The sequence below is a fragment of the Anabaena lutea FACHB-196 genome, from assembly GCF_014698305.1.
Taxonomy (GTDB): domain Bacteria; phylum Cyanobacteriota; class Cyanobacteriia; order Cyanobacteriales; family Nostocaceae; genus Anabaena; species Anabaena lutea.
The window spans coordinates 1-11,671 of the sequence record NZ_JACJST010000051.1 but is presented as its reverse complement, the minus strand read 5'-3'; the positions used below and the strand labels follow the sequence as shown (position 1 = coordinate 11,671).

At 36.6% G+C, this 11,671-nt stretch carries 11 protein-coding genes; 5 read left to right on the top strand and 6 right to left on the bottom strand.

Annotated features, from left to right (window positions below; genetic code table 11):
* Positions 1–185 precede the first annotated feature (185 nt).
* Complete coding sequence (ygfZ, locus tag H6G59_RS26690) at positions 186–1,169, top strand: CAF17-like 4Fe-4S cluster assembly/insertion protein YgfZ (RefSeq protein WP_190721014.1); 984 nt, start codon at positions 186–188, stop codon at positions 1,167–1,169.
* Between the two features lie 148 nt (positions 1,170–1,317).
* On the opposite strand, the gene H6G59_RS26685 is transcribed toward ygfZ, so the two are convergent.
* A complete protein-coding gene (locus tag H6G59_RS26685) occupies positions 1,318–2,052 on the bottom strand; it encodes a DUF5331 domain-containing protein (RefSeq protein ID WP_190721012.1) in 735 nt (244 codons plus the stop codon).
* 56 nt (positions 2,053–2,108) lie between these two features.
* A complete protein-coding gene (locus H6G59_RS26680) occupies positions 2,109–2,432 on the bottom strand; it encodes a (2Fe-2S) ferredoxin domain-containing protein (protein ID WP_190721010.1) in 324 nt (107 codons plus the stop codon).
* Between the two features lie 268 nt (positions 2,433–2,700).
* Here H6G59_RS26680 and H6G59_RS26675 point away from each other — a divergent pair, with 268 nt between their 5' ends.
* Positions 2,701–3,528, top strand: a complete 828-nt coding sequence (locus H6G59_RS26675) for an AsmA family protein (RefSeq protein ID WP_190721008.1) — start codon at positions 2,701–2,703, stop codon at positions 3,526–3,528.
* 57 nt (positions 3,529–3,585) lie between these two features.
* Here H6G59_RS26675 and H6G59_RS26670 read toward each other — a convergent pair whose 3' ends face one another.
* On the bottom strand, positions 3,586–4,560 hold the full coding sequence (locus H6G59_RS26670) for a cysteine synthase A (RefSeq protein WP_190721007.1): 975 nt from the start codon (positions 4,558–4,560) through the stop codon (positions 3,586–3,588).
* Between the two features lie 222 nt (positions 4,561–4,782).
* Here H6G59_RS26670 and H6G59_RS26665 point away from each other — a divergent pair, with 222 nt between their 5' ends.
* The 3 genes from H6G59_RS26665 to H6G59_RS26655 all read left to right on the top strand — a co-directional run bounded on the left by H6G59_RS26665 (position 4,783) and on the right by H6G59_RS26655 (position 9,435).
* Positions 4,783–5,088, top strand: coding sequence for a hypothetical protein (locus H6G59_RS26665; RefSeq protein WP_190721005.1), 306 nt, complete (start codon positions 4,783–4,785; stop codon positions 5,086–5,088).
* A gap of 12 nt (positions 5,089–5,100) precedes the next feature.
* On the top strand, positions 5,101–7,182 hold the full coding sequence (locus H6G59_RS26660; RefSeq protein WP_190721002.1) for a dynamin family protein: 2,082 nt from the start codon (positions 5,101–5,103) through the stop codon (positions 7,180–7,182).
* Positions 7,183–7,257: 75 nt separating this feature from the next.
* Positions 7,258–9,435 (top strand): dynamin family protein, encoded by a 2,178-nt coding sequence (locus tag H6G59_RS26655; RefSeq protein ID WP_190720999.1) that lies wholly within the window; start codon positions 7,258–7,260, stop codon positions 9,433–9,435.
* Between the two features lie 348 nt (positions 9,436–9,783).
* On the opposite strand, the gene H6G59_RS26650 is transcribed toward H6G59_RS26655, so the two are convergent.
* The 3 genes from H6G59_RS26650 to H6G59_RS26640 are packed head-to-tail and all read right to left on the bottom strand — an operon-like array spanning position 9,784 to position 11,472.
* Complete coding sequence (locus H6G59_RS26650; protein ID WP_190720997.1) at positions 9,784–10,233, bottom strand: DUF29 domain-containing protein; 450 nt, start codon at positions 10,231–10,233, stop codon at positions 9,784–9,786.
* Between the two features lie 50 nt (positions 10,234–10,283).
* The gene (locus H6G59_RS26645; RefSeq protein ID WP_190720994.1) at positions 10,284–10,862 is read right to left on the bottom strand and encodes a Uma2 family endonuclease; all 579 of its coding nucleotides are present in this window, start codon (positions 10,860–10,862) and stop codon (positions 10,284–10,286) included.
* A gap of 25 nt (positions 10,863–10,887) precedes the next feature.
* Positions 10,888–11,472, bottom strand: a complete 585-nt coding sequence (locus tag H6G59_RS26640; RefSeq protein WP_190720992.1) for a Uma2 family endonuclease — start codon at positions 11,470–11,472, stop codon at positions 10,888–10,890.
* Between the last annotated feature and the right edge of the window lie 199 nt (positions 11,473–11,671).

Genomic DNA, 11,671 nt, shown 5'->3' with positions numbered 1-11,671 from the left:
CTCTCTGTTCTTTAGACAGATGGTTTTTTGCTGGCATAACTCAGAAGCTATCGCTTAGTTACTTAATTCTCTATTATACAATCTAGCTGCACAACAGCTTAATTCAAAACTAGTTGAAGCCATAAACCCTTATTTGCTAAGATTTTCGGAGATGTCTATTCAAAAAAAAGCAACTCTGCAACACTATGCCAACATCTGCAATTGACGATAAAGACGCAGCAGCTATCCACGCAGCGAGAGAAGGGGTTGCTGTCTGCGACAATCGCTCTCATTGGGGAATCATCCGTGTTTCTAATGATGATAGACTCCGGTTTTTACACGGTCAAAGTACTAATGATTTCCAAGGACTGAAACCTGGATCAGGCTGTGATACGGTGATTTTGACATCTACAGCCCGAACCATTGATTTGGTGACTGGCTATGTTCTAGATGATGCAGTATTGCTGTTGGTTTCACAGAACCGCCGTGAGTTTCTTATGCAATGGTTAGATCGTTATATCTTCTTTGCTGACAAGGTAATATTAACCGATGTGACTGATGAAACTGCAACCCTGAGCTTAATTGGGACTCAAAGTAACGACATAATTGAAAAGCTGGGTGCTGGGGCGCTGATTGGTCAACCTAATGGTAATCATATCTTAGTTGATGGTGTGATATTTGCGGTGGGTAGCGGTTTGGCGAACCCTGGATATACGCTCATTTTCCCAGTTGCTGAAAAAGAAAAATTGTGGAATCAAATATTAGAATTAGGTGCGGTAGAGTTGAGCGATCGCGCTTGGGATATATTGAGAATATTACAAGGTCGTCCAGCCCCGGATTTTGAACTCACGGATGATTATAATCCCCTAGAAGTAGGTTTATGGCAAACAGTATCTTTTAATAAAGGCTGCTACATCGGACAAGAAACTATTGCGAGATTAAATACATATAAAGGTGTAAAACAATACCTTTGGGGAATTCGGCTTGATGGTGCTGCGGAACCGGGAACGGTAATCACGATTGGGGAAGAAAAAGTTGGTAAACTCACCAGTTACACAGAAACTCCTGATGGTCACTTTGGACTTGGTTACATCCGTAGTAAAGCTGGTGGTGTAGGTTTAAAAGTGCAAGTTGGCGCAACCGAAGGGGAAGTAGTTGCAGTTCCCTTTGTATCTCACGAATATCCGTAATATTGTGTTCGGTTAAAGGCTTATGGTTAAGACTGACGCGGGGACGGGTCGAGTTTTTTAATAAGTAATTAAAGGAACCTGATATAAAAGGCTGCTCTGGCAGGATAGATGTGCTATGTTCCAATGGGATTAAGTAAAAAATCTGGATTTACAATTTGCGGGTAATTGTTTCATCCTGTTCCCATTTCACACCTTGACAAAATTCATCTATCCAAGAAGGTAAACTACGGGCATTAGTGGTAGGTGAAGTATGAGAAACTTGTTTGACAGGAATGCTCATAAATTGAGGGTTGTGATTGGGTTTGTTAACTCTTGAGAGGGAAGGAACAGCTTTGGTTTGATGAGGAACTGTTGTAGTTATTGAGAGCGATCGCTTATCAGTTCGCGTTTGTGTTTGTTCCCGTCCCATTTCCGAAAGCGCTGTGGTTGGAGAATGGTGATTAGCTGATGTAGTTACTGCACCCACCGCTACAGATTCGGGCTTTTTGTCCACATTTGTGGTAATTCTCAATAACACCTGTTTGTGTTCTTTTTGTATTGATGTATTTGCAACCTGACTCTTGGCTGGAGGCTTACTAACTACCTGGTTTTTAGCTAGATAATGCTGTGATTTTAATAAACGTAACTCTTCTTCAGGATTGAAGTTAAGACCTAAAGCCGCAACTATTTGATCCGGATTATTATTTAACTCTAGAAGAAAAGGAAGTATTTTTTTCAACTCAGGTTCTAAAATAGATAAAGTGGCTAAAATATAACCAGAAGAAGGTCGTCTGACACCATTATAGGAGTGCCAAATTCGTATTTTAACCAGCCACAAACGATTCTCCTTGCAGTAACTCAGCCACTTCATTTTTAATGATTGACGTAGCTGTTGAATATCCATTAATTTCCTCGCTTTGTTTGCACCAAATTACAGAATTTATATATTTTCAGTTAGCTTTATCCATGGGGATGAAACCGATAATAAAGCATATATTTAACTTTTTTACCACCTAATAAATGTTGTTCTACCAGTTGCGGTATTTCTTGAGGTTTAACTCCACAATACCAAACCATCTCTGGTAAGACTAGCACCATTGGACCATTACCACATTGACCTAAGCAGCCACTAGCTGTAACTGTCACATTAAGTACAGGTAAAGCTTGTAAAGCGGCTAAAACTTCCTCTGCACCTTGTTTTCTACAAGTACGATGTTGACATACTTGCACACAATTAGGAAGAGGTTGTTCCTGGGTTGGGACGTTTGACATTAATTCAGCCATCGCCATTTTGACTATAAACGCCAGTTATGTAGTATTACCCGGATTTCATAACTATCGGATAAATTGACAAATTTTCAAGATTACAGCCTATGAAAAAATAGGGGTTCACCCTATTGTGACGGAAGAGAGCTAACCTGACATTAATTCCAGGTGAAATAGCGATAGAACTAATCGAATCAACGTTATCCATGCTACCATTTTTAAGTTTCTATTCATCAAAGTCACCCCTTAAAGGTGAATAAAGATTAAGTAAAAAGAATATTTTATTATGGTTAAAAAATCTAGGATAATTGGTGGTTTTGTTATTGCTGGCGTTGTTTTAGGGGTTTTAGCAATAGGTGGAAATATCTTGATCAATCAATACGCACAAAAGGAAGTTGAACAAGGTTTAAGTGATGGTACAGGATTAAAAGTAGATTGTGCAGAAGCCAATGTTAATCTCTTTGCACAAAGTCTAAAGATGATGGATATTCGCTTTAGTAATTTAGCAGGTTTTCCAAGTCCCTATATTTTCAAAATTGGCAGTATTGAGGTTCAAGCAGAAAGACTTAATGCTAAACCTTTAAATTTTGAGATGATGATCATTAAAGATGTGGAAATTAATATTGATGGAAAGTTTAGCAATAATCCAGCCCAACCTCAAAACATGATTCATATCAATGTTCAGGAAATGCAGCAAAAAGCGAACAATGGAGGAAGTACAAAAAAATCAAGTACCTCACAACCTGAGCTAATTATTCAACAAATGCGTTTCCAGAATATTCAGGTCAATATTAACGCACAACTTCCACTTCAGTCTAACCCTGTAAAGGAACAATTTCAAATTCAGGAAATTAGTTTAAGTGATCTGACTAATGAAAATTTACCTAAAAAATTATCAACTGCTTTACAAGAGCAAATTTTAATGGAAGTAAAAAACCATCTTAATCAGAAAAATACACCTCAATTGAATCAGATATTAGAGCCTTTAATGGGCTTGAGGCAAAAAAATTCTTCTCCCTTATCACTTCCAAAAAAACTATCACTTCCATCACCATCTCAGCAACCTAAACCCCCATCACCACCGCAACTACCTGCTCGTCCTTCATTCCCTTAAAACTAGGCTAAAAATGTTGAGCATCGCCACCCAATAGTGGCGATAGGTAAAAAAATCCTAATTGATAACCAATCCTTTACTCGCTAACCATTCACTATTAAATATCCGTGATTGATAGCGAGAACCACTGTCACACAAGATAGTGACAATAGTATGTCCTGGTCCCAATTGTTTGGCTAAAGCCACAGCCGCACCCACATTAATTCCCGTCGAACCACCCATTAATAAGCCATCTTTTCTTAATAGTTGATAAACAACACGTAACGCTTCTGGATCATCAATTTGCATGGCATCATCAATAGGTACGCCTTCCATATTGGCGGTAATGCGACTATTACCGATACCTTCAGTAATGGAATTACCTTCCATTTTGATTTCGCCAGTTTTGATATAGCTATATAGTCCGCTACCCAATGGGTCAGCAACAACACATTTAACCGCCGGATTTTGCTCCTTCAGGTACATTGCTACACCAGCATAAGTACCACCCGTACCAGTTGCTGCTACCCAACCATCTATTTTACCGTCGGTCTGTTGCCAAATTTCTCTACCGGTGGTTTGATAATGAGCAAGACGATTTGCTAAATTATCAAACTGATTAGCCCAAATTGCGTTTTCCATTTCCGCCGCAATTCTACCAGATAATTTGACGTAATTATTAGGATCTTTGTAAGGGACAGCCGGAACAGGACGAACTTCTGCACCCAAAGTAGTCAAAGCATCTATTTTTTCTTGGGATTGGGTGTTGGGAATAATAATCAAGCATTTGTAACCTTTAGCGTTGCATATATGCGCTAATCCAATACCCGTATTCCCCGCAGTTCCTTCTACTACTGTCCCACCCGGTTTGAGAAGTCCTTTTTTTTCTGCATCTTCGATAATGTAAAGTGCAGCGCGATCTTTGACAGAACCACCAGGGTTGAGAAATTCTGCTTTAGCTAAGATTTCACAACCGGTTTCTTCACTAAAACTGTTTAAGCGAATCAGTGGTGTGTTGCCAATCGTACCGACAAATCCATTCTTGATATCCATGTTGAATCTACCTGAGTTCTTCGCTATCAAATTCTGACATTTAATCTCCATCCTATTGCGATCTTCTTACCGACAATTTCCGAAAAGCAAGTACAAAATATTGAATCTAAACTAGATGCAGCAATGGTAATATTACCTTGTTTATTTACTCCAGTAATTTCAATTCATGGGGTAAATTACCATACAATATACTAAATAATGTCCTAAACAAGGTGGACGCGGATGAAATCTCCCGATGAACATAATCAAGACATTCAACGTCAGGTAGAAAAGCGACTGCGAGAAATGGACGATCAAATCCATGCTATTGATGCACCTTTCTATAAAACGCAGAAACATCAACCAGAAAAATCTCAAAAACCTTGGCTAAAAAAAGTAATTCTCGCTGGGAAATTTTTTGGCTTCGCTGTTGCAGCTTTAGTTGCAGTGCGAGTAGCCTCAGTTTTAGCGGGAGTTGTTATTTTTGGGGCTTTGGCTTTTCTGACTTACAAGCTTTTCTTGGAATCGAAAATTAAAAACTCTAAATAAAGTGTCATCACCATGAATTATCAAGTTGGAACTGACAAATTTATCAATGATTTAGAACGGGTTTCTCAAGTACGTTCTGAGATTTCTATTTGTTTAAGTCGAATCGCCGATACTATTAATCAAGCAGAATTAGCTGGAGATACTTCTTCTGGGAAACTGAGTTTAACCAGAGATATTGAAGACATTACAGCCGCCAGTAAAAATCTCAGAAATGGTGTATTTAGGCTGTTGGTTTTAGGTGATATGAAACGGGGTAAAAGTACCTTTCTCAATGCTTTAATTGGTGAGAATTTATTACCTAGTGACGTAAATCCCTGTACAGCAGTATTAACAATACTCCGCTATGGAGCAGAAAAGAAAGTTACTATTCATTTCAATGATGGCAAAAGTCCGCAACAGCTAGACTTTCAAACCTTTAAATATAAATATACCATTGATCCGGCAGAAGCCAAGAAATTAGAACAGGAACAAAAACAAGCATTTCCTGATGTTGATTATGCTGTGGTTGAGTATCCTTTAACTTTACTAGAAAAGGGCATTGAAATTGTTGATAGTCCTGGTTTGAATGACACAGAAGCCCGGAATGAGTTATCTTTAGGATATGTGAATAGCTGTCATGCAATTTTATTTGTCATGCGTGCTTCTCAGCCTTGTACTTTAGGTGAAAGACGTTATTTAGAGAATTATATCAAAGGTAGAGGTTTATCGGTTTTCTTCTTAGTTAATGCTTGGGATCAGGTGAAAGAATCATTGATTGATCCTGATGATATTGAGGAATTGACAGCAGCAGAAACTAGACTTCGACAAGTATTTAAAGCTAATTTAGCTGAATATTGTTATGTAGATGGACAGGATATCTATGATGAAAGAGTGTTTGAGATTTCATCCATTCAAGCACTGAGACGCAGATTAAAGAATCCCCAAGCTGATTTAAGTAACACTGGCTTTCCTGGGTTTATGGGGGCGTTAAATACGTTTCTAACCAGAGAAAGAGCGATCGCAGAATTGCGTCAAGTCAGAACCTTAGCTAGACAAGCTGTAAATCATACCCGCGAAGCTATTGACAGACGGATTCCCTTACTTGATCAAGATGTAGATGAATTGAAAAAACGGATTGATTCAGTTGAACCTGAATTCAGCAAACTCAATCAAATTCGTGATCAATTCCAAAAAGAAATTATCAACACCAGAGACTCTCAAGCGCGAGGAATATCGGAATCTTTTCGCAACTACGTTTTAAACTTAGGTAATACCTTTGAAAATGATTTCTTGCGCTATCAACCAGAATTGAATTTGCTTGATTTCTTAAGTGGTGGAAAACGAGACGCTTTTAACATCGCCCTCCAAAAAGCCTTTGAACAATATATCACTGATAAATTTTCAGCTTGGACTTTAAATGCTGAAAAAGACATGAATGCAGCCTTTAGAGAATTATCTAATTCCGCTGCACAATATGGTGCTTCTTACAATCAAGTTACCAACCAAATCACCGAAAAATTAACAGGACAAAAAGTAAATATTAATGCCCATTCTACCACAGAAGATGATAACTCTCCTGGCTGGGCAAAATGGGCAATGGGTTTGTTATCTTTATCTAGAGGTAACTTAGCCGGTGTAGCTTTAGCTAGTGCAGGTTTTGATTGGAAAAACATCCTCTTAAACTACTTCACTGTAATTGGTGTGGGGGGAATGATTACAGCAGTGACAGGCATTTTTCTTGGTCCAATTGGTTTTGCTTTATTAGGTTTGGGAGTAGGAATTTTACAAGCAGATCAAGCAAGAAAAGAATTAGTAAAAACCGCAAAAAAAGAATTAGTAAAATATCTTCCCCAAGTAGCAAATGAACAAGCTCCCATTGTTTATGATGCAGTAAAAGAGTGTTTTAATACCTACGAAAAAGAAGTAAGTCAGCGCATTAACGATGATATCAATTCTCGCAAATCAGAACTAGATAATCTCCTGCAACAGAAGAAAACACGGGAAATCAATCGAGAAACTGAATTTAAACGGTTTAAGAATTTACAGGAGAATGTTATCGAACAATTGCAAAAAATTGAAGCTGCTTACAGCAACTTATTAGCTTATTACAGCTAAAACAAAAGATCCCCGACTTCTTTAATAATTCGGGGATCTGCGTGCGTAAAAATTAACTAATTGAAAAATAACATCATGGAACAAAAATATAAAGATTATAGTGAATTAACTAATGCTCTAAAATCCACCTGTAAGATATTAAATTTAGATAATAATTCACCACTACAACAAGATGTAACTTCTATTTGTGATTATTTAGCTAATCCTAATTTCCAGATTGCGGTATTTGGTCCTTTCAATCATGGTAAGTCAACTTTGCTAAATGCAATGTTAGGAAATCGGACTTTACCTATTGATTTAATTCCCACAACAGGTGCAGCAATTACCGTTAAATATGGTACAACTGTCCGCACTCGGATTATGTTAGTAGATGGTACAGAAATTTATCGCAGTGGTACAGAAGTTTTACAACAATTTGCGGTTTTAGACGGTAATAGACAGATGCGAAAAGATGTTGCTTCTGTTGAAGTTTTTTGTCCCCATCCTTTTTTAGAAACAGGAATAGAATTTATTGATTTACCAGGAACTAATGACAGAGAAGCACAAGACAATTTAGTAAAAGATAGGTTATTAGGTACAGATTTAGTCATTCAATTATTAGATGCACGTAAACTAATGACTTTGGGGGAGAGAGAAAATCTCCGCGATTGGTTATTAGATAGAAATATCAAAACAGTTATTTTTGTAGCGAATTTTCTAAATTTACTCGAACCGGAAGAACAAAAACAAGTCCAAAATCGTTTACTATTTGTAGCTGAAAGCTTTCGCGCTGATTTACCTCCCGGTTTTAGTAATTTATATCGAGTTGATGCTTTACCTGCTTTACGCGCGAGATTAAAAGGTGATGTTGCGCTTGCAAATAGTAGCGGTTTAGCTGCTTTTGAAACTGCTTTGCAAAATCTAGTTGGGATTTTACAGCAAAATTCTGGTACTGTGCGTTTACCAAGAGTGCAAGCTGTATCTTCTCAACTGCAAACTTTATTAGTTGATAAAATTTATAAATGTTCTCAAGAAATTAAAATTTTTGATGATAAAGAAAATGCCCGAATAGAAATTAAACAAAAAGCTCAAAATCTAATTTATCAAGGTTTTAAAACCAGCATTTATGAATTAGAAACTTGGTTATCTTTACCTAAATTACTAATCAAATATCAAGCTGAAATTGCAGTTGCAATGGCTGAAAATAATTTGCAATCTTGGCAAACAGGAACTTTTAAAAAAGACTTGATAGAATTACAAAATTCCGTAATTAAATGGCTGTATCAAGCTTATGATTTTTTCAAATCAGAACGTCCAGAAGATTTAAAAATTCCCTTTCCCAATGCACCTCAATTAACCCTACCTGAAAAACAAACTAATCTTAATACAAATGATTTAAGTGAACCGGGTTCTCTAGCTGTTGGAGGTGGTATTGGTTGGTTATTAGGTGGGCCAGTAGGTGCTGCTGTGGTGGGGAGTATTTCTTATTTATTAAATAAAAACTTGCAAAAACAAGATGAACAATCAACTAAAGATTCATATAATCAACAAGTTGCTAAAATTTGTATAGCTGCGGCTGAAAATTATTTATCACGTTTTAGTAGTCAGGGTTTATCTATCTTGGCTGAATATGAACAAAAAGCCGCTAAAGTAATTTACTTTGAAGCAAGTAAAGAACCAGTAGAAATTACTCAACAAAGGGAAGATTTACAAAAGTTGCAAAATCAATTTAATCAGTTGTTGGCAGAGTTAAAGAAAGCGAATATCTCAACTAAATATCAACCTTATCAAGATAAACCTAAATCTGCAAGTCCTCAACCACCAAAACAACAAGTTTATACACCTCCAAAAGAAAATACTCCTCGGAATAGTCAAACAAAGGTAGAACCTCCGCGTCAACAGGTTTATACTCCACCACCTCCACCACCAAACCCCGCAGAGGTAGAAGCGAAATTTCGGAATTGGGAACTTGATCAAGAAATAGCGCAAATAAAAGCTAATATGAAGTCTTCAGGGAAACAGGAATCAAAAAATCCCAGTCAAAAGGCACAAAATCCGCCAAAAAAACAAGTCGAGATAGATAAAATTGCGCGCGCTTATACAATTTTAGGGTTACAACCTACGGCTTCTTTTGCTGAAGTGAAACAAGCATATAAGACATTGGTGAAAAAATGGCATCCTGATTTATTTGTGAATCAGCCACAAATGCAAAAACAGGTACAGGAGAAGATGCGGTTAATTAATGAGGCTTATAATATTTTAGCAGAATTATAATACATGAATTTGATTTTAAAATAAAAAGCGAATCAGGATTTTCAAGATTAAAGGATTTACATGATTATTTATTGATACTTTATTTTAAAAATACATCAAAGTAGAGTTTAGGAGGAAGATAAAAAAGTGTATATAGTAAGCTTACTTTAAAGATAACAATTAGGACAATTAGCCAAAGTTTACAGCAATTATTTCATCAAAATTGGCTGAAATGAATCTATGCGACTGACTATTCAACGAAATGGAAGCACACAAGCAAGTTGAGAAAGTGGAAAAAGCGAAAAAAGTAAATATTGATTGACTAAATGTAGGGGTTTAGCATTGCTAAACCCTCACCAAAAATAATCATTATTCTTCCCAAAACTTCTTATTTAACAAAGCATCTACATCACATGGAAATGGACAAACATCAGAAAAATAAACATCAGGATAACCATCTCTGACATTTGCCAATGCCATTTCATAACTTTTTGAGAGAATTTCTAAAACAAAACTTTTTAAACTTGGTGAATCTTCTAACTCTATTTGTAATCTTTGCCGAAAATTCCTAATTTCAATTTCCCAACCCCGATAACAATCTGATATTGGTACATAACACCGCTTTAACAAATGTTCTAATAAACGTACCAAAAAACTCAGCACTGTTTTACGCTGATTTTTCCCCAAAGACTCTACCTCTTCAATCAAATTATCCCAATCTAAATTTTCATTGTCTCTTGCTTTTAACTTACTGACCGTATCCTCAACCCATAGATAAAAATCTTGTTCGTATAAATGTTTTACTGGTGTTTTACTCATAGTTTTTACTCGCTGTGTATTTTATTGGATATTTTGGCTACCTAAAATAACTACCAAATTTTACTCATATTTAAAACAAAACCCGGTAAAACAGGTTCACCACTCACAGTATCAGGATTTTCTAAACATTCTTCTATTTGTCCAGGACGATAAATATAAACTCGGCGATTTTTGCGGTCAATTAATAAACCTAATTGTATTCCTGGTTCCTGCATATATTCTGTCATTTTGTCTTTTAATGGTTGCAGGTTATCAGAAGCTGACCTTAATTCGATGACAAAATCAGGACATATGGGTGCAAACTTTTTTTGTTGTTCTGGTGTGAGTGTATTCCATCTTTCTAATTTTATCCAAGCAGCGTCAGGAGAACGGTCTGCACCTGTGGAGAGTTTGAAACCTGTGCTGGAATCAAAACCAATTCCTGTACCATCTTTTTCAGTCCAAACTCCTAGCTGTACAGCTAAGTTGAAATTACGGTTTCCTGTTTCTGAACCTGTAGGTGGCATAATTGATATTTCTCCAAATCTATTTCTTTCAATGCGTAAATCACGGTTTAGTTGACAGAATTCAAAGAATTGTTCATCTGTCATTGATGACGGCATTTGCAACATTAAGGGAGATGAAAGCATGGTGATTTCCTTCTAGTTATTTTGTTTACCAAATTTTACTCATATTCAAAACAAACCCAGGTAAAACAGGTTCACCACTTACAGTATCAGGATTTTCTAAACATTCTTCTATTTGTCCAGGACGGTAAATATAAACTTGGCGATTTTTGCGGTCAATTAATAAGCCTAATTGTATTCCTGGTTCTTGCATATATTCCTGCATTTTATCTTTTAATGGTTGCAGGTTATCAGAAGCTGATCTTAATTCGATGACAAAATCAGGACATATGGGTGCAAACTTTTTTTGTTGTTCTGGTGTGAGTGTATTCCATCTTTCTAATTTTATCCAAGCAGCGTCAGGAGAACGGTCTGCACCTGTGGAGAGTTTAAAGCCTGTGCTGGAAGTAAAAGTGATACCTGTACCATCTTTTTCTGACCATACCCATAATTGTCCAAATATATTACCTTCTCGGTTTCCTGTTTCTGAACCTGTCGGTGACATGATTGATATTTCTCCAAATCTATTTCTTTCAATGCGTAAATCACGGTTTACCTGACAGAATTCAAAAAATTGTTCGTCTGTCATTGGCATTGAAGATGGCATTTGCAACATTAAGGGGGATGATAGCATGGTGATTTCCTCCATATTTGCTTACCTAAATGACTTTATTATATCGCTACTAAATGGTTTCAATTATAATAAAAATGGTGGGTTACGCTGTCGCTAATCTACGAATTCCAACTATATATAAAAAATGGTGGGTTACGCTGTCGCTAACCTACGAATTCCAACTATATATAAAAAATGGTGGGTTACGCTGTCGCTAACC

What these genes read in the sequence shown, in the direction of transcription:
- H6G59_RS26675 (WP_190721008.1), top strand. Translation starts at nt 2,701, where the DNA reads ATGGTTAAAAAATCTAGGATAATTGGTGGTTTTGTTATTGCTGGCGTT.
- H6G59_RS26685 (WP_190721012.1), bottom strand. Translation starts at nt 2,052, where the DNA reads ATGGATATTCAACAGCTACGTCAATCATTAAAAATGAAGTGGCTGAGT.
- H6G59_RS26660 (WP_190721002.1), top strand. Translation starts at nt 5,101, where the DNA reads ATGAATTATCAAGTTGGAACTGACAAATTTATCAATGATTTAGAACGG.
- H6G59_RS26645 (WP_190720994.1), bottom strand. Translation starts at nt 10,862, where the DNA reads ATGCTTTCATCTCCCTTAATGTTGCAAATGCCGTCATCAATGACAGAT.
- H6G59_RS26680 (WP_190721010.1), bottom strand. Translation starts at nt 2,432, where the DNA reads ATGGCTGAATTAATGTCAAACGTCCCAACCCAGGAACAACCTCTTCCT.
- H6G59_RS26640 (WP_190720992.1), bottom strand. Translation starts at nt 11,472, where the DNA reads ATGCTATCATCCCCCTTAATGTTGCAAATGCCATCTTCAATGCCAATG.
- ygfZ (WP_190721014.1), top strand. Translation starts at nt 186, where the DNA reads ATGCCAACATCTGCAATTGACGATAAAGACGCAGCAGCTATCCACGCA.
- H6G59_RS26670 (WP_190721007.1), bottom strand. Translation starts at nt 4,560, where the DNA reads ATGGATATCAAGAATGGATTTGTCGGTACGATTGGCAACACACCACTG.
- H6G59_RS26650 (WP_190720997.1), bottom strand. Translation starts at nt 10,233, where the DNA reads ATGAGTAAAACACCAGTAAAACATTTATACGAACAAGATTTTTATCTA.
- H6G59_RS26665 (WP_190721005.1), top strand. Translation starts at nt 4,783, where the DNA reads ATGAAATCTCCCGATGAACATAATCAAGACATTCAACGTCAGGTAGAA.
- H6G59_RS26655 (WP_190720999.1), top strand. Translation starts at nt 7,258, where the DNA reads ATGGAACAAAAATATAAAGATTATAGTGAATTAACTAATGCTCTAAAA.